Below are 21,093 nucleotides of genomic sequence, written 5' to 3'. Positions count from 1 at the left end.
TTTGGTACTGAATACACCATGAGTCTCAGTGACTCAACCACAAAAAGCCCTGCAAGTTGATACTACTTTGGGGCTTTTTTACTGCCTGTTATCGGGCAAAACTGCTACACTCTGCGCCACTTATTTTCCCCTCTGTTACGGCTATGTCCCTTACATAAGGGCCGTCACAGAAGCATGATTTAGGCTAAATTTATGGGTAATCCAAGCAGCTTCTCTTCCGGTATGGCATCCAAATCAGATACATCTTCGGCGTTAAATGTCCAAGCAAACACCCCAGCGCAAAAACGTGCGCTCAGTTACGCCAGTACAATTAAGCAGTTATTCGATGAAATTCAAAGTAGTAAAATGCCCGCCGACCGTATTTTGGCAAACTACTTTAGAGAACATAAAAAACACGGCTCGAAGGATCGTAAAGTCATCCGTGAATCTTTGTTTAGTCTATTTCGCTGGTGGGGTTGGTTTCAGCGAATAGGTGATCAACAAGAATCAGCGACTTATTTTGCCAGCCTAAGTGCCAGTGCGTTATTGGAAGCCCATGCATGGCAAGATATCGCCACTGCTTGGCATGAGTTATCGCAGTCGCCTATCGATTATCAACAAGCTCAAGCACTTGCCGTTGACAGTCTCGACGACAAACTCAAGCTAATGCAGCATTTATTTCCCGCGACTGAGTTTAAACCACAGGATTTATTACCCGACTGGTTCTGGCAAGTGTGCCCTGTAGATGCGGCGCAGCAAACCCAATTAATTGCTGCTATGTCTAGTCGCCCGCCGATTTGGGGACGCGTGCAAGGGATCACGAGTCAAGATGCGGCGGCGCAGCTGCAAGCGATAGGTATCGATGCTAGTTATGCTCATTACTTTAACGATGCCATTAACCTTGGCAGCAAGAGTATGAATCTTAATGAAATCGCCCTGTATAAAGACGGTAATATTGAGATCCAAGATTTGGCTTCACAGGTTATAGGGCAAATTTGTGCACCTGAATCCGATGCCCATTGGTGGGACGCCTGCAGTGGCGCCGGCGGTAAAACCCTGCAGCTGCGGTCTTTGATGTTGACCAAGACTGCTGATAATCAAATACCCTCTGCGGGCAGCATCATATCGTCCGATATTCGCTCCAATGCCCTAGAAGAACTGACTAAGCGTGCCCAAAGAGCCCACTTTAACAATATTAGCGTGGCCCGTTGGAAGAGTGATGCCCTGCCGGTATCTGCGGATCATTTCGATGGTGTGTTAGTCGATGCCCCGTGCAGTTGCACTGGCACTTGGCGACGTAACCCCGATATGCGTTGGTTGGATGGTATTGAAGCCGTCACCGATAAAGCCGCGTTACAGCTCGATATTTTAAGCCGCAGTAGCCGTGCAGTTAAAGCGGGCGGCATCCTCGTTTACGCCACATGTTCCTTGTCGCCGCTCGAGAACCAAGACGTGGTGACAGCGTTTTTACAGCAACATCCAGAGTTCACGCTCACGCCAATACGCCATCCTTTTACGGGTGAACAAACAGAAATGTTGACCGTATGGCCCTTTGAAGCGAATAGTGATGGTATGTTTGTCGCGCGTATGCTGCGCGTCAAGTAACACTAACTCATTATTTTGTATCAAAACTTGGCGCCTTTCATTCTGGGCGCCAGTTTCAATCGTATAATATAATTTATGATGAAAATCACACTTATCCTTTAATTATCATAAAGATAACCAACGCACTCCCCATTAAAATCTCAGATACGGCCATTTCAGTGGCAAGATATAGCCTTTGGACAAAACTTTTCACCATCAGTGATGAAATATTTCGCTTTAGCTTCATCTCACCTTTGGGTAAAAAGATCGGGTGCTGCGAATGGCACAGGTATTTTTGGAATTTTGACCATGTCACACTCCTATGAATTTGACGACGATGATGCGCCATGGGGCGATAACGTCAAAGGTAAGCAAAAGAATAAACGCGTGAAACAGCGCCGCAGGGATACTAAGCGACGTTACTCGGACGATAATACAGAGGTGGATTTCTACCAAAATAAATCGAAGTAACTGAACCTAAGTCCCCTAGCCCCACGGGTTTGTTTAACGAATTCGTTCTGTGCTAAACCTGCCAAATCTGAGCAAGTTGGATAAAATCCAACTTGCTACTCAATCCTGTTACCCCTCTCAAATTCTTAATAACTCAATTGTAAAATCAATGGGCTTAATGGCTTATTTACCCTATGCTTTTTGGGTTATAGCTTTCAAATCATTGGACTTACACTGAAATTTAAGGATGAACGCCATGGAAAAACAGCGCCCCGACTTTATTTATCCCCAAGGCAGTATGTTGATGCACTCCCCCTTAGTGTTAAATAAAGCCGATATGTACGGTTTTTTCCTGAAGGGGAAACAGGCAAATCTCCAACGCTCTATCGATAAGACCTTGAATCAAGTTGCCGGTAGTGCAATGTATTTTAAAGTGTTATCGCCCTACGTACTGACAACCTTCACTCAAATTGAAAAAGCCTACTCCGCGTATCTAGAAGACAAAGCCAAAGGTTGGATCCAAGAAACGGACATCATCACTTGGGTCATGGTCGGGCGCCAAGATAGCAGCGACAGCACACAAATCAACCAAGTCTATTTTCAGCCACTCCACATTTGGGTGAACGATGCCATGGCCTTAATTAATGGCCGTGAACTCTTTGGTTATCCTAAATATTTATGTGAATACACTATGCCAGCTGTGGGTGAGCCTCTGACGCGATTATCGCTTGCTGCCAAAAGTTTTTTACATTTTTCGCCCGAAACCGAACTTGCCCTGCATCCATTGATTGAAGTGAATTGCGATGCCAAACCCGAGGCGCAGCTTTCAACCCTTGAAGCGATAACCCAAACCTGGCAACTCTTTAAAGAACAAACCGATTTCATCCCAGAGCTCGACCAGCTCGGCGAAGAACAGCTGTTTCATCTGTTATTTAAACCCGCCATCGATCAAGTGTTTTTAAAGCAGTTCCCCGACTCATCAGGGCAAAAAGCCGTTTATCAAGCCATCGTCGCCGCACCTGCCCAAGTGAATAAAGTGCACAGTTTGGCCCTGCTCAAAAATGATTTTGTCGCGACCATTTTTGATAATGCCAGCTTCCCGTTACAGGACACGCTCGGGGTTGAGATTGGCGAGCAGCATGTCTTACTGCCTTACCATGTGAACTTTGATTTTGAAGTCCCACCCGGTGAAGTATTAGTCGATAACTCCGAAATCAAAAAACAGAAAATAGCCATTCTCGGTGGCGGTGTCGCGGCCATGACCGCAGCCTGTTATCTGACCGACAAACCCGGCTGGCAGAATCAATACGAGATTGATGTCTACCAACTCGGCTGGCGTATCGGCGGCAAAGGGGCAAGTGGCCGCAATGCTGCCATGGGACAACGCATCGAAGAACATGGCTTACATATTTGGTTTGGTTTCTATCAAAACGCGTTTGCCCTGATGCGTAAAGCGTATGAAGAATTGGATAGACCAGCACACGCGCCGCTCGCGACCTTTCTTGATGCCTTTAAACCCCATAACTTCATCGTATTACAGGAAGAGGTCGATGGCCGTTCTGTGAGTTGGCCAATCACTTTCCCGACGCTACCTGGCATCCCAGGTGATGGCACCGAAACCCTCACCTTCTGGAAAGTTGTTAAAGTCGCCTTTGCGTGGATCAAGGAATGGCTCAAGGACATGGATGACTTGCTTGATGCCGATGAAAAAGCCACGGGAACACCTAAAAACTGGCTCGATAGCAGCTGGTTTGAACGCTTAAAAGATAAGTTAGAGGATTCAGTCGAAGATGCCAAAGAATCACTCGACGCGCTCGGCGATAAGCTTGAATGCCATTTCAATCAAATGATTGGCCGCGAGTGCGATGAGCATGTTCACAGTGAAAGTGACGATGGCTTGGTAGAATCCGCTGTCGATGCCCTACATAAACGACTCGTGAAACGTTTTAGCGGCCATTTAGATAACAATGACGAACTGCGTCACTTGTATATTGCTGCCGATCTCGGACTCACGATACTCAAGGGCATGTTTGCCGACGATGTATTTGAGAAAGGTTTTGACGCCATCAATGGTTATGATTATCGCGAATGGTTAACCAAACACGGCGCCAGCCTTAAGTACACAGTCGACAGCGCACCCGTGCGCGGTTTTTACGACTTAGTATTCGCCTATGAGAAAGGTAACTTCGACAAACCCAATGTCGAAGCGGGCACAATTATCCGCGCAATGCTGCGTATCGCCCTCTGCTATCAAGGTGGCGTAATGTGGAAAATGCAGGCGGGTATGGGCGATGTGGTCTTTACTCCTTTTTACGAAGTGCTCAAACGCCGCGGAGTCAATTTCCACTACTTCAATCGCGTCGATAACCTCGAATGCCGCAATCAAAGCGTTCAAGCAATTGAAATCACCGAGCAAGTTGCCTTGGCACCAGCTGTCACAAGCTACGATCCCTTGGTCGATGTTAAAGGTCTCGCCTGCTGGCCGAGCACGCCCAATTATGAGCAACTTGAGCCTGAACAAGCTGCGCTGCTTAAAGCCCATAATATCAATCTGGAACACTTCTGGAGCGATTGGGACAGCGTGTATGAAGCGCACTTTGGCAAAGCCCTGCCGAAAAAGCGCTTAGTCAAAGGGGTGGATTTTGACAAAGTCATCTTCGGTCTTTCCATCGGTTCTGTACCCCATGTGGCGAGTGAAGTCATGGCACAAAGCCCCGCCCTCACACTTTGCGTTGATAAGGTGCAAACCGTTGCGACTCAAGCCTATCAACTGTGGATGAATCAAGATCTGAATGGAATAGGCTGGCCTAATTACTCTGAAGATGGCGAGGAACCCGTATTATCGGGTTTCACCGAACCCTTTGATACTTGGGCATCGATGAACCAACTGCTAGACAAAGAAGATTGGCGCGGTTTAGAACCTAAAAACGCCAGCTACTTTTGCTCTGCATTGCCTGTCGAAGCCTATCCACCAAGCTCGGATGTGGATTTCCAACAACGGAAAACCTTAGAAGCTAAAACCGGTGCTATCCACCAACTCAATACCGAAATCCATAAGCTTTGGCAAAATGTCGGTGATAGCTTCCCTTGGGAATGGCTTCACGATGAACAAGACCGTCAAGGCGTTGCACGCTTCGATAGCCAATATTGGCGCGCGAATGTAGACCCATCCGAACGTTATGTGTTGTCGGTTAAGGACAGTTCGCAGTATCGCATCACAACAGATGGTACAGGGATAGATAACTTGTATATGACGGGCGATTGGATAAAGACAGGCCTTAATGTGGGCTGCGTCGAAGCCGCGACGATGGCGGGAATGCACACCTCAAAAGCAATATCGGGTCATCCCGCCTTAATAAAAGGCGAGAAAGACTTCTAAACTCGTACTTATCAACCTGAGACGAAGCTTAACTTAAGGTAAAAACAATACGGCGCAGAATTTATCTGCGCCGTATTGTTTTGTCTAGCATCCAATGCAAACCATTTGATTAAACGCAGCCGCTAGCTTAAATGCAGTCTCACATCAACCCCACTAGTATCGGCATACTCTTGGCGGCGCTTATCCATTCGTGATTGGTACAAGTTAGTGTCAGCAGAACGCAGCCATTCATGGGGATCGGCCACCTCAGAGTTTAACGAGATCCCAAAACTACACTGACAATCCTTAAAGCCTTGGCTGGCTAATTGTTCGCCTAACCCATTTAACGAACCCAGCAATAGCGGGATCCCCACCGAAGGCGTCACAACCACAAACTCATCACCACTAATACGATAAAGCTTTAAATGCGCTAAGTCCGTTGCTTGCAATAACTGCACTATCACTTGCAGTAATCTATCGCCCTCTTGATGGCCGAGCGTTTCGTTAACACTTTTCAGACTATCGATATTCAATAGCGCTAACGCCATTGGCTGCACCACTTTATCGGCGAAGCCTAATTGTGAATTCATATATTCATCAAAGGCATAGCGATTACCTACTCGGGTCAAACCATCTAAACGTGCCTTTTCCCATGCAATCGCTAACTCTTCAATATGCGCCTTACGTTCCTCTGCGAGTAACTTGAGCTTATTGGCTAACGCCAGGGACAGCAGTAACGCATCGGCCGTGCCGCCCATAAGCGTCGCCAGCTCAGCATGTTCAATGAAATCAGGGGTTAGCCCCATATTACCGGGTAAAATAATTACCGCAGGCAAGAGTAAACAAGTAAAGGCGAGAATAAAATAACGCGCAGGAGCAAAGCCTTTCATCAAGCATACATTACCGCAGGTAATTGCTAGGGCAATCCACAGCATAATTAGCACAGAGGCAATAATCGCCGTATAGGACAACAACCAAATACTGGTCGGCAAAGCCACAATACAAGCAAACATTAAATACTGACTAAGGCGCCACAATCGCGGTGAGTAGCTAGGTAACTGCAAGAAATGCTTGTAAAACATGATATTAAAAATGGGCAAACTGATGAAAAACAGATGATGCAACTCAAGATAATGGAAATTAAACAAGTGCGCTGGCAAATGGAAGGTCAGTGCCCAGCCACCAAAATACGCGAAGACGTAAAGGCCATAATAAAGAAAAGCTTTATCGAGAATAGAGATATAAATCAGAATATTATATAAGGCGATAAATAATAAGCCGCCTAGGCAAAGCAGCACGGCCATGGCGAGGCGATCAGACATCAACTGATGATCCGTCACGCTTTGTAGGGCAATCTCGGGAGGCGATGAATAATAACGGCTACTCAGCTTAACTAACAGCCAATAATCCGTACCCATATTTAAGGTAACCTTACGGCCATAATCGAATAAAAATTCGTAGGGGGCGGTGTAACCGCTGTGGGCATGTTGTGTACTGCCGTCACTACCGAGTATCCAGTAATCAACAGATTCGATAATTGAATTACTCGCATCCACTACCCAATTCGACTGACGCTGATTAACCATCACAGGCGTGATCATCCAATAGTCACCGCCAGTTAAACTCACAGAATTAGCTTCATCGAGTTGGCCCATCCAATTGGGCACGGCATCAAACTGTTTTGGGGGCTGTTGATCCGCTTGAGCATGGAACAAATACGGCGAATTGAACGCAATTTCAGCGCTTAATACAGAGGGACTTAATGTCCATATAAAAAGTAAAAAACACCAAAATAGGGTTTGTTTAAGTTTGTTCATCGGCTTATTAAGTTAAAGGGCCATAGATCATTTAAACAGCTATGAAGTAAATGCTAATGCTGTCAATCTTAGTCGATAGTTGGAATTGTAGGTTAACTTTATGGCTACATTTAGTTTTTTACAATCAATTAGGCTAAATTAGTCGAATATCCCATGTCGTATGGAGGTATTTTAGTCTCAAAATCCAAACCGTGGCCTGAAATCAAAAATACAACTTAATACTGACTTATTTTTTGCTGGGTTCCTATGCTGCCTCTATTGATGATTTTAGCCGCACAATTACTGATTGCCAGTGGCAACCTGTTAGTGAAGTTGCTTGAAAATGATGTACCCGTGTTCCAACTGGTGCTCTACAGACAACTCTTTGCCACCTTGCTAGTGCTGCCTTTCGTATGGCGCTTACAGGGTAACCTCAAGCTGAGCCCTTATTATAAAGTTCATCTTGCCCGCGCCCTATTGATTGGGCTCGGCAACGCCATTTTTATGCTCGCCATTTTGCATCTTCCCCTCGCAACAGTAACCGCCGTGATTTATACCTCACCTTTGTTACTTCTGGTGCTTTCTGCGTTATTTTTACATGAACGCATCGGCTATCGACGCTCAGTTGCGGGGATCATTGGCTTTACTGGCATTTTACTCATCAGCCAGCCAACAGAGTTTAACCTGTATATAGGTTTAGCCTTTTTCGGCGCTATGACGTCGGCGTTGAATAGTTTGATTTTAAAGGCCTATTCGACCCATGAACATCCTTTCTCTATGCTCTTTTGGTCTAATGCCTTTGCGATGATATTTCTGATACCAGCGACCTTATACGAAGGCGCGGATTTTAGTTTGCCAGTAGCACAGGTGGGAATAACGTTGGGACTATTTTATATTGGTATGACTTATCTCATCATCCATGCCTATCGACGTGCTGATGCGAGCCAAATGGCGCCTGTTGAATATACCGGATTGATTTTTGCGGCCTTGTTCGGCTGGTGGATACTCGGTGAAGAACTCGGCCTAGTGATGCTAATCGGCATTGGATTAGTCATTTTCTCATCCATATTGCCCAGCTACAGCGAGCTAAAAGCAAAATGGAAAAGCCGGCGAAGTTGACCTCGGCCGGCTCTTTACATCGACTGCTAAGTTAACACAGCGAGATCAAAACGATTTGTTTTAGAAGCGGAATTTGCCGCCAATATACACGCCATCTTCGAAGGTAAAATCGCGCGCATCATCGTACTCATAGGCAATCTTGCGATAACCAACATAAAACGCCATGTTTGGCGTTACGCGGTATTGCACTTTTGAATCGAGCTCATATTGACCATCAACATTACCAAACGATAAGACTGACGGTGCGTAGTAAGCGGCGGCGTGTAATGAAATATTAGGTCCCATAGATAGCGCATAACGGCCACCAACAGAAATGGCGCTGCCATTTGGAGAATAATCAGACCAAAGCTGGCTTAACTTAGCGCCAACTTCAAAGTGATGCACACCCACATCATGGGTCATGTGCATTGCACCTTGGGCAATATGGCCGCCCTCGTCAGCATAGATATAACCTAACACTGCGTTAGTATCTTTGCTCAATTGCAGTTCTAACTCAGTAGAAACCACATCGTTATTCAACCCAAGATTAAATTCTGACGCATTCACTTGCAGCGCTGCTGCACTCAATAATAAAACACTTGCTACTCTGAACTTAGCCATAAAAACACCTCAATAAATGACTGTGGGTAATAGCCGCGGATCATACCGAATAAATAAAGAAAATCAGCCTATTTGCGTATAAATGGGGATAATTTGCGAGGGATATACAAATGTAAAACAAACTCGAAACAGCTGAAGATCTAAGTCTTTTCACTTACGGCACAATTACACCGCTTGAATACGATCACCCACTAAAGACAACATGATCGCTTCAGCGTCGACATTGGTACTTAAGGCTAAGTAATACCAACCCACAGTGTTGCCCGTGCCGCGGATACTCAAATAATCACGCCAAAACTGAAAGCCAGCCTTCAATAAATTGGCTTGGCTCGAGGTGTTCTCGGCGCGAATAGTGGCGTATAAAATCGAGATCCCTAAAGCCTTCGCCACTTCGATACGTTTTTGCGTTAAACCTTGGGCAATGCCTTGACGTCGATAATGGGACGACACCACCAGATAACCCAATTCACCGACAGTGCCTTTACCAGCTTTTATCGCAGCGCAACCGACTATCTCACCCTTAAGGGTTTTCGCTAAGATCACCGCACGAGAATCGAAAAATACCTGATGGTCCAGCGGATGGGCGTTATCATCACGCCCATCAATCAATTGTGCCGCCAGCGCTAATTCCTCTGGTTGTTCACTTATTACAAACTGAATGTCACTCATATCCAGATTAAACCGTTAATGTTGCCAACATACGGGGAATGCACGCCACTTAGCTGTGCACTCATATCCCACTTCGCTTTCACTCTCATACTACAAATCTAACAGAGCACTATTGATATAACTTTTTATATACCAATGCACTACAGATACAAGAGGGTCGCCATACCTAAGAAAGTAAAGAAGCCCACCACATCTGTCACTGTGGTCAAGATCACAGAACCCGACAGCGCCGCATCTTGATTAAACTTCTGCAGCACCATAGGCACGACCACGCCAGCAATTGCCGCCACGGCCATGTTGATCAAAATTGCACAGCCAATCACTATGCCTATGGTCGCTTCACCGAACCACCAGCCAGCGACTAAACCTATAACTATCGCCCACAAAAATCCGTTAACTATGCCAATGCCGAGTTCGTTCTTCATTAACGAAAACAAGTTACCCGCTGAAATCTGTCCCATAGCCATGCCGCGGATCATCAGCGTCAACGACTGACTACCCGCAATGCCGCCCATAGAAGCCACAATCGGCATCAATACCGCTAACGCGACCACTTGGGATAACACATTTTCAAATAAGCCAATCGTCGCCGAAGCGAGGAAAGCTGTCAGCAAATTGATCCCGAGCCACACAGCGCGGCGCTGGGCGCCTTTCATAATCGGCGCGAACAAGTCGTCGGACTCATCCATACCCGCAGTTGCCATCAATTGCGCTTCATAATGTTCACGCACTAAAGCGGTCGCAGTTCGCAGCGTCACGCGACCAATTAACTCTCCTGACTCATCGATCACAGGCAATTCGATTTCGCGGCTGTGCTCTATCGCTTCGGCCGCTTCCAATAAACTCGTGTCAGCGGATAACGCACGGCTATCCTCGGACAAGAGTGAAATCAATAATTCATCGGGATTATGTTTAAAAATGTCATACCGACGCACCGTGCCTTGATACTTATCCTGATCATCAACGATAAACAAATTGTCGTTACAATCGAGTTCAATACGGCGGAAAAAGCGCTGTGCCTGAGCAACGCTCGCCTTATCACTGAGCACCAACATTTGATGATCGGTATAGCGCCCGATTTCATTCTCAGAGTACTGATCGTAGAGTTCGAATCGTTGTCGCTGACGCTCGCCCATCTGGGCCAAGGCGCGATCGGTAAAACTTTCAGGGAGATAATCACTCCACTCAATTAAATCTTCTGGGCTTAACTGGGCAAATAGCAAGTCCACTTCATTGTCGGGCATCCGTTTAAGGATCCCCATGCGCGGATCGGCACGCATTAAGCTCAACACTGTTACTCGGTCAGCAAATTCAACTTGCTGCCAACGCTCGTAACGCTCATCCAAGGGCAAGGATTCAAGCGCTAAGGCTATGGTTCCAGGTTCTGAGTCATTCAAAATTTCGCTAAACACTTCAGCTTGTTCTTCGCCTTCAACTTCAGTGAGTTGTTGAACAACCTGCCCCACGTCAGCTTGCATGTTTGTTTCGTATTCTGCGTCATTTTCTGTCACACAGATGCCCTTTTCTTTAGCTACAAAATTGCTGTAACTATATTGATAATTAAGTAAATTAGCAAACCCACAAAATAAATTGCGCACAACTAGATTGCTGGAAATCATTTTTAAGTTTATGCTGTTGACTAAGATCCTATGGAGGTGAACATGACTACGAATATATACAGCCAATCAGCGACAGACATTCAAGGCAACGCGGTAAGTTTAGAGCAGTATCGAGGCAAAGTACTCTTGATCGTTAACACCGCCAGTGAATGTGGATTTACACCGCAATACAAGGGATTAGAATCGTTATATCAAGAATATAAAGATCAAGGATTAGTGATTTTGGGCTTTCCTTGCAATCAATTTGGCGCCCAAGAAAAAGCCGATGAACAAGGTATTCAAGCCTTTTGTGAATTGAATTTTGGCGTGACATTTCCACTATTTTCTAAAATAGAAGTGAATGGCGAACATACCCATCCACTTTATCAATACCTTAAGAAAGCCGCTCCCGGTGTATTAGGTACTCAAGGTATCAAATGGAATTTCACCAAATTTTTAGTTAATCGCCAAGGCGAAGCGATTGAACGATTTGCATCGACCACGAAACCCGAAGCATTAGAAAGTAAAATTGCCGCTTTGCTAAAATAATTTACTCGCTATCTATTTGAAATTTTGCGTTTTATAAAAATTTAGATTTATTTTAACTTTTTTATGGAACTTTAACCGTACAAGCCCCCTCAAATGTATTGAACAGTGAATGTCTTTTTCATGTTCATCATCTCCCTGGGGCTTCTAGCGCGGCCCCCTTGACCTAGGAATAGGTCACTAGGCAACCATTGGGTTGCCTTTTTTTATCCCAATGATTTATATGTAAAATAAATGTAATGTCTCATTTCAACTGCTTTTTATCTCTCAGAAATTCTTTTTTAAACTTTTTGGTGTTTTTTTGCGATATCGATGAACTTAATTAAAAATGGCGACTCTGAGTATAGGTAAGGATTAACGGATAAGATTAAATGCACCTTGAGAATGAAATATGTGAGTCGCAGTTTCATCTACTCAAATGACACAGTTTCTGTTTTATCGCATTGAGTCTAATTAGTTGGTCGTTCATCATCATCTCCCTTTTGGGACACAATAGAAAACACGCTAGCGCACTGAATTCTACTTGTATCCCGCACTGATTTCCTTGTGGCAACCTTAGGTTGCCATTTTTTTTTGCTTAAATTTCAACAAGCGCTAACGCTAGCTCATAGATTAATAAGCTGACACGCTTTTAATTTTTATCGCTATGATTTTAATGTAAAACAAATGTAGCACTTAAGTGTGAGCACTCAATATTTACCAGAAAAATACCTCAGAATATCTTTTTAAACTTTTTGAGATTTTTTTTCTGATATCGGTGAACTTAATTAAAAATGGCGACTCTGAGTATAGGTAAGGATTAACGGATAAGATTAAATGCACCTTGAGAATGAAATATGTGGAGTCACAGTTTCATTCACTCAAATGACACAGTTTCTGTTTTATCGCATTGAGTCTAATTAGTTGGTCGTTCATCATCATCTCCCTTTTGGGACACAATAGAAAACACGCTAGCGCACTGAATTCTATTTGTATCCCGCACTGATTTCCTTGTGGCAACCTTAGGTTGCCATTTTTTTTGCCTAAATATCTATAATATTAGCGACTTGTCTAATTGAACTTGAATCGAAGGGTGATAGCCTGCGCGAGCCTTTGTATAGATGTCTTTTAATTCAGTATGATACCCCGCGATTTGCAGCTCAGCATAAAGTGGCCGCACAAATTTACCGCGGCCAATACGCACTAAATAAGCACTTAAAGCCGGCAACACAGGGTCGTAATGATTGCGAATCGCCACCCTAAACCAATCACAGGCAATTTCCGCATTAGTCGATTGAGTGAATCGGAAGGTTTCGTCCAGATCCATCAGTTGCACTTGGCTGACGACTTCAGGTAATTGGGTCAGAAAATACTGCCAATGATGTACTCGCCAATCTTTCACGCTTAATTGGCTCGCGACCGTTCCCTGTAAAAAACTCGCCAGCGCATCATCGACTTTATCTAAACTCATGGATGTTGGTCCGCAATATCCCTCGGGTAAACCTTCGCCGTAAATCCACGTTAACAGCTCGGCTTCGGTGATCTTATCTGAGTGTAATGGCAGTAAGGTTTGCTGCGCGTATTCTACAAACACTTCGGTGGTAATCGCCTTAAAGGCAAAATGGTCCACATAGTTGCGTAAAAATTTATCAAACGCCACTCGCCCCAGTCTGCGCTCGAGATCATGGACAAACATCGAGGCTTTATCATAGGTAAAACGATTAAAGGCAAGGTTGGGATCGCCCTGCTGCACATTGGCGGGCAAGGTTTGTTTATCCTTAGGCAAAGACGCCATTTCTTCTGTTAAGCGACCAAACTCTATCACCCACTCCAACTCTGCCTGTTCTTTACCGTAAACCGCTTCCACGATACGGTTAGTAAAGTAAGTCGTGAAACCTTCGTTTAACCAGAGATCTCGCCAGGTTGCATTACTGACTAAATTGCCCGTCCACGAATGCGCTAACTCATGGGCAACGGTTGACACTAAGCTTTTATCGCCGGCGATGAGTGTGGGCGTTAAAAAGGCTAACCGCGGATTTTCCATCCCGCCAAAAGGGAAACTCGGCGGCAAGATAATCATGTCATAACGGTCCCACACATAAGGACCTAACAATGACTCGGCAACGTCGAGCATATATTCGGTATCTTCAAACTCTTTTGCGGCGGCCGCCAACATACTTGGCTCGGTATAAACCCCGCATCTTGGGCCTATCGCTTGAAAGGCAATATCACCGACGGCCAGCGCCATTAAATGGGTCGGGATAGGTCGTTCCATCTCAAAGTGAAACACACCATTAAGCGGTGTGTCGGGATGATTCATCGCACTCATCACTGCGCGCATGCCTTTGGGCACTTGCACTTTAGCATCAAAGGTCACTCTCGCCTTAGGCGTGTCCTGTAGTGGGATCCAGCTGCGGGCATTGATCGGTTGCGATTGGCTAAAGAGATAAGGTAAATGTTTACCCGCAGTTTGCTCAGGTGCTAGCCACTGTAATCCTTGGGCGGCTGGAGAGGTTTGATAGTGAATGCAAACCTGTTTGCAAGGTGACGTTGGCAAACTGATGCATAGTTTTTGCCCGAGAATAGAATTGGCTTCACTCAGCACAAAATCGAGCGGCACTTCATTTTCTGTTGTTAAAAAACTCACTGTATCAGTGGCATTGACGCTATCTGCAGCATTCACAGCAGTAACCGCGAGTATGGTTAAATCGCGGCTATCGAGCCAAAGCTCTGTTACATCGGGCTCAAGGTAATCCAAGGACAGCGTCGCTTTACCGAAAAGACGCTGCGCGTCAAAATCCACCACTAAATCCAAAGAGACATGTCTCACTTGCACTTGTTCGGTATTAGCAAAAGAATGGTAATCTCGGGTTAAATCCCAAGTCGTTGCATCCGCTAGCGTACTCTTAGTTGGTTGTAACACTGTCGCCTCGATATTCAAGTTCTGAGTTCTGGGTTCAGGGCTCTGGGCGCTAGCCCTCTAAGCTCTGGCTCTTAATTGTTAGGGTAAGTTTGAATACTTAATCGTGAGTTGTATGCCGCGCAGCTGTGGTGCAACGCTTCATGACTTGTCACGGTTATAACTTATCACGGATTGTTAGGCGTTATTATCGACTGCACATTTGCTCAGAGGCAAATCGTAACTGAGCTTTAAGTCAGCTTATCGGCACGTTATAGGCGAGTTTTTTGTAACAGTTCATCTTTGGCGGCGATCACAGAACTGCAATCGATTTTCTTTCGTGATGCAAGATTTGCCCGTTGCGACGGCCAATAGCGATGAGCAAACTGAAGAAACTGAAGAAACTGAGAAAAATAGAGGCTCGCGCTTCTAATAAAAACAAAGTGCAAAATTATTTAAAATATTTCGCACTTTCTCTGAACTAATTTAATTATGCTGAGTCAGATATTATGAACCGAATCTTTGTATTGAGTTTCTTCGTTCATCATCATTCTCCTTTAGATGGTTTCTAGCGCGACCGTCCCAAGATTCCGAATTGGAATTTACAGCAACCTATTTAGGTTGCTTTTTTTATGCCTTTTATTTAGCAATCTACCAGACAGAATGACCAAACATCATCGCCCAGATAAAACCCCAGAAACAAAAAAGGACCTCCGAGGAGGTCCTTGATTAACAAGCCGTTTGGCTTACAAGCGGATACCCACTTGTTCTAAATCTTTAGCAACTACGCTCTTAGGCAGAGTCACATAACCGTCTTTCTCAACCACTTGCTGACCTTGCTTAGACAGCACATAACGTAGGAATTCTTTTTCCATTGGTGCTAAGTCTTTGTTTGGTTGCTTGTTCACGTAAACATATAGGTAACGTGATAGTGGGTAAGTACCGTTAGCTGCGTTTTCTGCAGTTGCTTCGATAAACTCTTCGCCTTTCTTAGCAATCGCAACTGCTTTAACACCAGCAGTTTTGTAACCGATACCTGAGTAACCAATCGCGTTTAGAGATTGAGAAACAGATTGCACTACAGATGCAGAACCTGGTTGCTCGTTCACGTTCGCTTTGAAGTCGCCTTTACACAGTGCGTGCTCTTTAAAGTAACCGTAAGTACCTGATACAGAGTTACGACCGTAAAGTTGAACGTCTTTAGCAGACCAGTTACCGTCTAAGCCCAGCTCGCCCCAACGTTGGATGTCGCTGCTACCACATTTGTGAGTAGAAGAGAAAATACCATCAACTTGTTCAACGCTTAAACCTTTGATTGGGTTATCTTTGTGTACGAATACTGCTAAAGCATCGATAGCTACGCGAACCGCAGTTGGCTTATAACCATAATGTTTTTCGAACGCTTCAATTTCGTTAGGCTTCATCTTGCGGCTCATAGGGCCGAACTGTGAAGTGCCTTCTGTCAACGCTGGTGGCGCAGTAGAAGAACCCGCCGCTTGGATCTGGATGTTGACGTTAGGGTACATTTGTTTAAATTCTTCGGCCCAAAGTGTCATCATGTTGGCTAACGTATCTGAACCTACAGATGATAAGTTGCCTGACACGCCACTTGCTTTTTCATAAGTTGGCAGAGATTGATCAATCGATGCCATCGCAGTTGCAGAGAATACACCAGCGGCTGTTAGGGTAATCGCGCCGACAAGCTTTTTCAGTTTCATTATGTGCTCCAGTAGTAAGCTAACTAATTTGTAACTTAAGTTTCTTCAGACGCAGCCAGTATCAATCGCTACAATGACAATTCTATGTCCGTGATGTGACACTTAGATGACAATGCGTTATTTATCGCTTTTTTCTGTCATTAATAAACAACTCTCTGAACCTAGAAACAAAAACAGGCCATAATGGCCTGTTTTTATTATTAATTGCGAATATTTCACTTAAGCAATTTATTTCTTACGCTCGATAAGATGTAAAGGAATAACAAAGCTAAACGTACTGCCTTTACCCACTTCACTGCTGATTTTAAGCTCACTGTGATGATGGTTAAGCGCATGCTTTACTATCGCAAGACCTAGACCACTGCCACCGGTTTGCCTTGAGCGCGCACTGTCTACCCGATAAAAACGTTCAGTTAATCGACCTATGTGCTGAGGTGCAATGCCTTCGCCCGTATCCGTTACGCTAAAGATAGCTCCCGTTGCCGTACTGCGCCACTGCACTGTGATTTTACCGCCGGGTTCAGTGTAACGAATCGCGTTAGAAATCAAGTTTGAACAAGCACTTCTTAGCTGTAATTCATTACCGTGGGAATCAAGCCCAGGTTCGCAATAGAAGCTCAGCTCGTATCTATCTTGTGCCAGCGCTTTAGCTTCCTCCTTGAGCACTTCCATCAGCTGCGCCATGTTCACTGTATGTTCGAGGTTGATATCGGCCGCATCTTCAATCCGCGATAACATCAATAGCTGTTCGACCATAGATTGCATTCGCCGCGTCTGCTGCTGCATTAAAGCCAGCGGCTTGACGTTCATCGAATCGGGCTCAGCCATGCTTTGCATCATTTCGAGATAACCCTGCAACACAGTGAGCGGCGTTTTCAGCTCATGTGACACATTCGCGACAAACTCTTTACGCATGCCCTCGAGCTGACGTATACGGGTGATATCCCGCGCAATTAACAGTAGCTGCCTGTCACCGTAGGCCATGATACGGATCTCAAGCAAACGCCTATCCGATACCGGCGAAGGTAACTCCAGCGGCTCTTTGTATTGTGCAGATTTAATATAAGCGGAAAAATCAGGATGGCGGATCAAGTTATCAATACGCTGGCCATTATCCTGCGGCCAAACAAAACCGAGAATAAGCTGCGCTAACTTGTTGCACCATAAAATATTATGCTCTGAATCGAGCACCACAGCGGCATCGGGTAACGCTTCTGCACCTTGGCGGAATCGCGCCAGCAATGCGGCCAATTGACCGACACGTCGGCGATTCTTCCCTTGAAGGCGATAAATGCCGTTAAACACCCCTTCCCAACTCCCACTGCCCTGCGGCGGCGTGAGTTTTCTATCGCGCCATAACCAAAAGTTAAGCCGTGATAATTGTCGGTAATGCCAGCAAACCAGCCCTAGCATGCCGAAAAAGAGTATCCAGAGAAGTTTCCCTACCAATAAACCTATTAGCGCGCAAAGCAGTAGATATAAGGCTAAGCGCGTAAACAACCGGTACCCTGAATAAGAGTCAGACATAGATAAACCCAAACATCAGGCTAAATAAGAGGAGCACAAGATAGCCTAAAAGCTAACTTGTGCCTAACACTTATTCGGCACTAAATGCGTGTAGAGAAACGATAACCTGCGCCACGAACCGTTTGGATCAAGCGGTCGTGACCAGACTCTTCAACGGCTTTACGAAGGCGTCTGATATGCACGTCAACGGTTCTGTCTTCAACATACACATTGGTTCCCCACACATTGTCGAGCAGCTGTTCGCGGCTGTAGACACGTTCTGGGTGGGTCATGAAAAAGTGTAATAAACGAAATTCGGTTGGGCCCATGTCTAATACAGTATCGCCTACGCTCACCCTGTGGCTCACAGGATCGAGCATTAAGCCCTGCACATCAATGGTTTCTTCTAAACGAGTCGGTGCACTGCGACGCAATACGGCCTTAATACGTGCGACAAGTTCTTTAGGGGAGAAAGGTTTAGTGATGTAATCATCGGCGCCGACTTCGAGACCTTTGACTTTATCTTCCTCTTCACCGCGGGCAGTTAACATGATGATCGGAATTTGACGCGTGAACTCATCTTGCTTCAAGCGTTTCGCCAATTGAATACCACTTCCGCCAGGAAACATCCAATCCAATAAAATCAGATCGGGGTAAGGCTCCTTTAGCAGCGCAATGGCCGAATCAAAATCTTCCGCCGCAGAGGTCGTAAACCCATGCTGTTCCATTACAAAAGTCAGCATCTCGCGGATGGCTAACTCGTCTTCTACTATCAATATCCTTGCAGTCATAAGTGATTTTCTGTCAGTGAATGTCAACACGGCTATTATTAGTCATTTTTATTACAGATTTATGAATTAGCACGCCGTTTGAGCCATATAGTAGTAATATTTGTCATAATAAGTTTATATAACTGTTTGTTTATAGCAATAAAAAAGGAGGCCATATGCCTCCTTAATTGAATCTTAATACTGGATTTAGAATTTGTGTTCTAAGCCAACACCGATATATTTGTCATCATCAGTAGACGCTTCTAACGAACGATTGGTGTAGAAAGCGAAGACTTTAGTAGGTTTAGCCAGTGCATAATCAGCACCTACTGACCATGAATCACCTTTGTCTTCCATGTCTTGATATTGTGCTTTTAAAGTAACAGCATCGATATCATAGGCAGCGCTGAACAGGTAACCGTTAATGCTATCAGTCGTTACAGGTAGAGCATTTTTATACGTCTCTTCCTGTTGTTGGTACATACCGCCTAAAGTTAAATTAGCGATTTTACCTTGAACCGATGCACGTAGGATTTCATAACCTTTTACATCTGAGTCATATGCAATAGCAGCATAGATAGGTGATTTTTTCAGTTTAGCGTCACCGTACATAGCGGCTAAGCTGAAACCATCTTGACCCTGTTGGTCAGCATCACCTTCAGCAGCATAAGTCGCACCGAATACAAAACCGCTGATTGATGGAGATAAGTAAGTCGCAGTTTGACCTAAACGGTTGTCGCCTTTGAACAGGCTTTTTAAGTCGCCAGATAAATCGTTGAATTGGTCAACGTTACCTTGAGAGATTTTTAACAGCGTGTCGTTACGACCCACAGAGAACGAACCGAATGCGCCTTTTAGGCCAACAAATTGGTTACGAGCTTTAAAGTTGTCGCTAGTCGCAGCACCTGTATCAACTTCGTATTCAACGGTGTAGAACGCTTCCAGCGAGCTAGACAGTTCGAAATTACCCTTCACACCAAAACGAGAAGCATTACTTTGAATAGTTGTTGTAGCATCACCTTTCTCATCATTTGATTGAGCAGTGACATTCAACTTACCATAAACAGTCAGTGGCTCAGCGGCATAAGCTGAAGCCAGAGTTGCAGAAGCTAGCGCAGAAGCAAGTAGAGTTTTACAAAAAACGTTCATCATTTAATCCTTTCGACGTTATGTTCGTCTTGGTTATTGGTTTGGAACGACCGAAAGTGTGCAATGAATGTGTTTCAGTTTTATTTCAATTGTGACCATTTAGTGCGCAAGGTAAAAAAGCTGACGCTAAGCTTGGTGCTAAACCCAGTAAAGATGCGGCCTACAGACGAGTTAATTCTTATGTTACAGTTTAATGAATTCTGATTAGCCACTAGAAATTAGCTGTCGAACACAGGTTTACCGCGCCCAAACTATGCCGTAAACTGCCACTTTAATTTTCAATGAGCGCCTCTTATGTGGTTTAAAAATCTTACTCTTTATCGTTTCAATAAACCTTTTGCCGTCGAAACCGAAGCGCTAGAAACTGCGTTGGCCGATTTCACTTTCTCTCCGTGCTCAAGCCAAGATGTCAGTAAATTTGGTTTCTCAAATGCGTTAGGCAAAAAAGGCTGTTCTTTGGTACACAGCGCCGACAATCGCCATCTGATCTGTGTGACTAAAGAAGAGAAAATCCTCCCAGGCCAAGTCGTCAAAGAAGCCCTAGAAGAAAAAGTCGCCCTCATTGAAGATGAAGAAAATCGTAAGATGGCGAAAAAAGAAAAAGATGCGCTAAAAGATGAAATCATCACAAGTTTACTGCCACGCGCTTTTTCACGCCGCAGCCAAACCCATGCCTTGATTTTGCCAGAGCTGGAAATGATCCTTGTCGACAGTTCAAGTGCCACTAAAGCCGAAGAGCTATTAGCATTATTACGTAAAGCGCTCGGTAGTTTACCGGTGATCCCATTGAGCTTTAAAGCGCCAGTCGAATCCAATTTAACCGAATGGTTAAAACTTGGCAGCGCGCCATTACCTTTTGAAATGCAAGATGAAGCTGAACTTAAATCCGAAGCAGATGAAGGCGGCATTGTACGTTTCAAGCAACAGGATTTAAAAGAAGACGAAGTCTTAGCTCACCTAGCAACAGGCAAGCAAGTACACAAGTTAGCACTGCATTTCGGCCAGTCGATTGCACTATTATTGCAATCGGATGCCAGCGTAAAACGTCTTAAATTCTCTGAAGAATTTAGAGCGGGTAACGATGAAGTGGGCACAGACGACCCTATGGCACGTTTAGATGCAGACTTTGCCTTAATGGGCAGCGAGTTAGTCGCCTTGATGCATGCACTCGTGGCAGCACTAGGTGGACTCGAAGAAGCGCAAGTTTAAGCCTAAGCCGTTAGGTAAACTAAATCTACGACTCACTCGTATTCTTCTTATATGAATAACTTGAAATACAAAATAATAAAAGGCGCACCGTCTAAATGAGGGTGCGCCTTTTTTATGACAGTTAAACGCCTAAATTTAAGGCATTCGGCCTAATCGCAAGCTGA

General features: G+C 44.9%; 15 protein-coding genes. 6 read left to right on the top strand and 9 right to left on the bottom strand.

Annotation, left to right across the window (positions count from 1 at the left end; translation table 11 throughout):
* The first annotated feature begins 192 nt into the window (after positions 1–192).
* The 3 genes from NE536_RS16780 to NE536_RS16770 all read left to right on the top strand — a co-directional run bounded on the left by NE536_RS16780 (position 193) and on the right by NE536_RS16770 (position 5,392).
* Positions 193–1,584, top strand: coding sequence for an RsmB/NOP family class I SAM-dependent RNA methyltransferase (locus NE536_RS16780; protein ID WP_261273399.1), 1,392 nt, complete (start codon positions 193–195; stop codon positions 1,582–1,584).
* A 288-nt stretch (positions 1,585–1,872) separates the two neighbouring features.
* Positions 1,873–2,034 carry a hypothetical protein gene (locus NE536_RS16775; RefSeq protein ID WP_006080915.1) on the top strand — a complete coding sequence of 54 codons (162 nt, stop codon included), beginning with the start codon at positions 1,873–1,875 and terminating at the stop codon, positions 2,032–2,034.
* Between the two features lie 235 nt (positions 2,035–2,269).
* Positions 2,270–5,392 (top strand): NAD(P)-binding protein, encoded by a 3,123-nt coding sequence (locus NE536_RS16770; protein WP_261273398.1) that lies wholly within the window; start codon positions 2,270–2,272, stop codon positions 5,390–5,392.
* A 122-nt stretch (positions 5,393–5,514) separates the two neighbouring features.
* On the opposite strand, the gene NE536_RS16765 is transcribed toward NE536_RS16770, so the two are convergent.
* Positions 5,515–7,188 carry a diguanylate cyclase gene (locus NE536_RS16765; RefSeq protein ID WP_261273397.1) on the bottom strand — a complete coding sequence of 558 codons (1,674 nt, stop codon included), beginning with the start codon at positions 7,186–7,188 and terminating at the stop codon, positions 5,515–5,517.
* A gap of 246 nt (positions 7,189–7,434) precedes the next feature.
* Here NE536_RS16765 and NE536_RS16760 point away from each other — a divergent pair, with 246 nt between their 5' ends.
* On the top strand, positions 7,435–8,286 hold the full coding sequence (locus tag NE536_RS16760; protein WP_261273396.1) for a DMT family transporter: 852 nt from the start codon (positions 7,435–7,437) through the stop codon (positions 8,284–8,286).
* Positions 8,287–8,346: 60 nt separating this feature from the next.
* Here the strand turns inward: NE536_RS16760 and NE536_RS16755 are convergent, their stop codons facing one another.
* From NE536_RS16755 to NE536_RS16745, 3 genes are all read right to left on the bottom strand, one after another.
* A complete protein-coding gene (locus NE536_RS16755) occupies positions 8,347–8,886 on the bottom strand; it encodes a YfaZ family outer membrane protein (RefSeq protein ID WP_012196813.1) in 540 nt (179 codons plus the stop codon).
* A gap of 165 nt (positions 8,887–9,051) precedes the next feature.
* The gene (locus tag NE536_RS16750; RefSeq protein ID WP_261273395.1) at positions 9,052–9,555 is read right to left on the bottom strand and encodes a GNAT family N-acetyltransferase; all 504 of its coding nucleotides are present in this window, start codon (positions 9,553–9,555) and stop codon (positions 9,052–9,054) included.
* A 140-nt stretch (positions 9,556–9,695) separates the two neighbouring features.
* Positions 9,696–11,066: a magnesium transporter gene (locus NE536_RS16745; RefSeq protein WP_011846297.1), complete on the bottom strand. Its 1,371-nt coding sequence runs from the start codon at positions 11,064–11,066 to the stop codon at positions 9,696–9,698.
* 150 nt (positions 11,067–11,216) lie between these two features.
* Between NE536_RS16745 and NE536_RS16740 the strand changes: the two genes are divergently transcribed.
* Entirely contained in the window at positions 11,217–11,702 is a 486-nt protein-coding gene (locus NE536_RS16740) for a glutathione peroxidase (RefSeq protein ID WP_261273394.1), read from the top strand.
* A gap of 1,027 nt (positions 11,703–12,729) precedes the next feature.
* Here NE536_RS16740 and NE536_RS16735 read toward each other — a convergent pair.
* From NE536_RS16735 to NE536_RS16715, 5 genes are all read right to left on the bottom strand, one after another.
* Positions 12,730–14,601 carry a M1 family metallopeptidase gene (locus NE536_RS16735; protein WP_261273393.1) on the bottom strand — a complete coding sequence of 624 codons (1,872 nt, stop codon included), beginning with the start codon at positions 14,599–14,601 and terminating at the stop codon, positions 12,730–12,732.
* A 722-nt stretch (positions 14,602–15,323) separates the two neighbouring features.
* Positions 15,324–16,295: a PstS family phosphate ABC transporter substrate-binding protein gene (locus tag NE536_RS16730; protein WP_006080906.1), complete on the bottom strand. Its 972-nt coding sequence runs from the start codon at positions 16,293–16,295 to the stop codon at positions 15,324–15,326.
* Between the two features lie 228 nt (positions 16,296–16,523).
* Positions 16,524–17,822, bottom strand: a complete 1,299-nt coding sequence (phoR, locus tag NE536_RS16725) for a phosphate regulon sensor histidine kinase PhoR (protein ID WP_261273392.1) — start codon at positions 17,820–17,822, stop codon at positions 16,524–16,526.
* Positions 17,823–17,902: 80 nt separating this feature from the next.
* Positions 17,903–18,592: a phosphate regulon transcriptional regulator PhoB gene (phoB, locus tag NE536_RS16720; RefSeq protein WP_006080904.1), complete on the bottom strand. Its 690-nt coding sequence runs from the start codon at positions 18,590–18,592 to the stop codon at positions 17,903–17,905.
* A 186-nt stretch (positions 18,593–18,778) separates the two neighbouring features.
* Entirely contained in the window at positions 18,779–19,723 is a 945-nt protein-coding gene (locus tag NE536_RS16715; RefSeq protein WP_261273391.1) for a porin, read from the bottom strand.
* A 291-nt stretch (positions 19,724–20,014) separates the two neighbouring features.
* Here NE536_RS16715 and rdgC point away from each other — a divergent pair, with 291 nt between their 5' ends.
* The gene (gene rdgC, locus NE536_RS16710) at positions 20,015–20,929 is read left to right on the top strand and encodes a recombination-associated protein RdgC (protein ID WP_261273390.1); all 915 of its coding nucleotides are present in this window, start codon (positions 20,015–20,017) and stop codon (positions 20,927–20,929) included.
* The last annotated feature ends 164 nt before the right edge of the window (positions 20,930–21,093 follow it).

It is taken from the genome of Shewanella septentrionalis, from assembly GCF_025370265.1.
In the GTDB taxonomy this organism is placed as follows: Bacteria; Pseudomonadota; Gammaproteobacteria; order Enterobacterales; family Shewanellaceae; genus Shewanella; species Shewanella hafniensis.
This window is presented reverse-complemented; position numbering and strand designations above follow the sequence as displayed.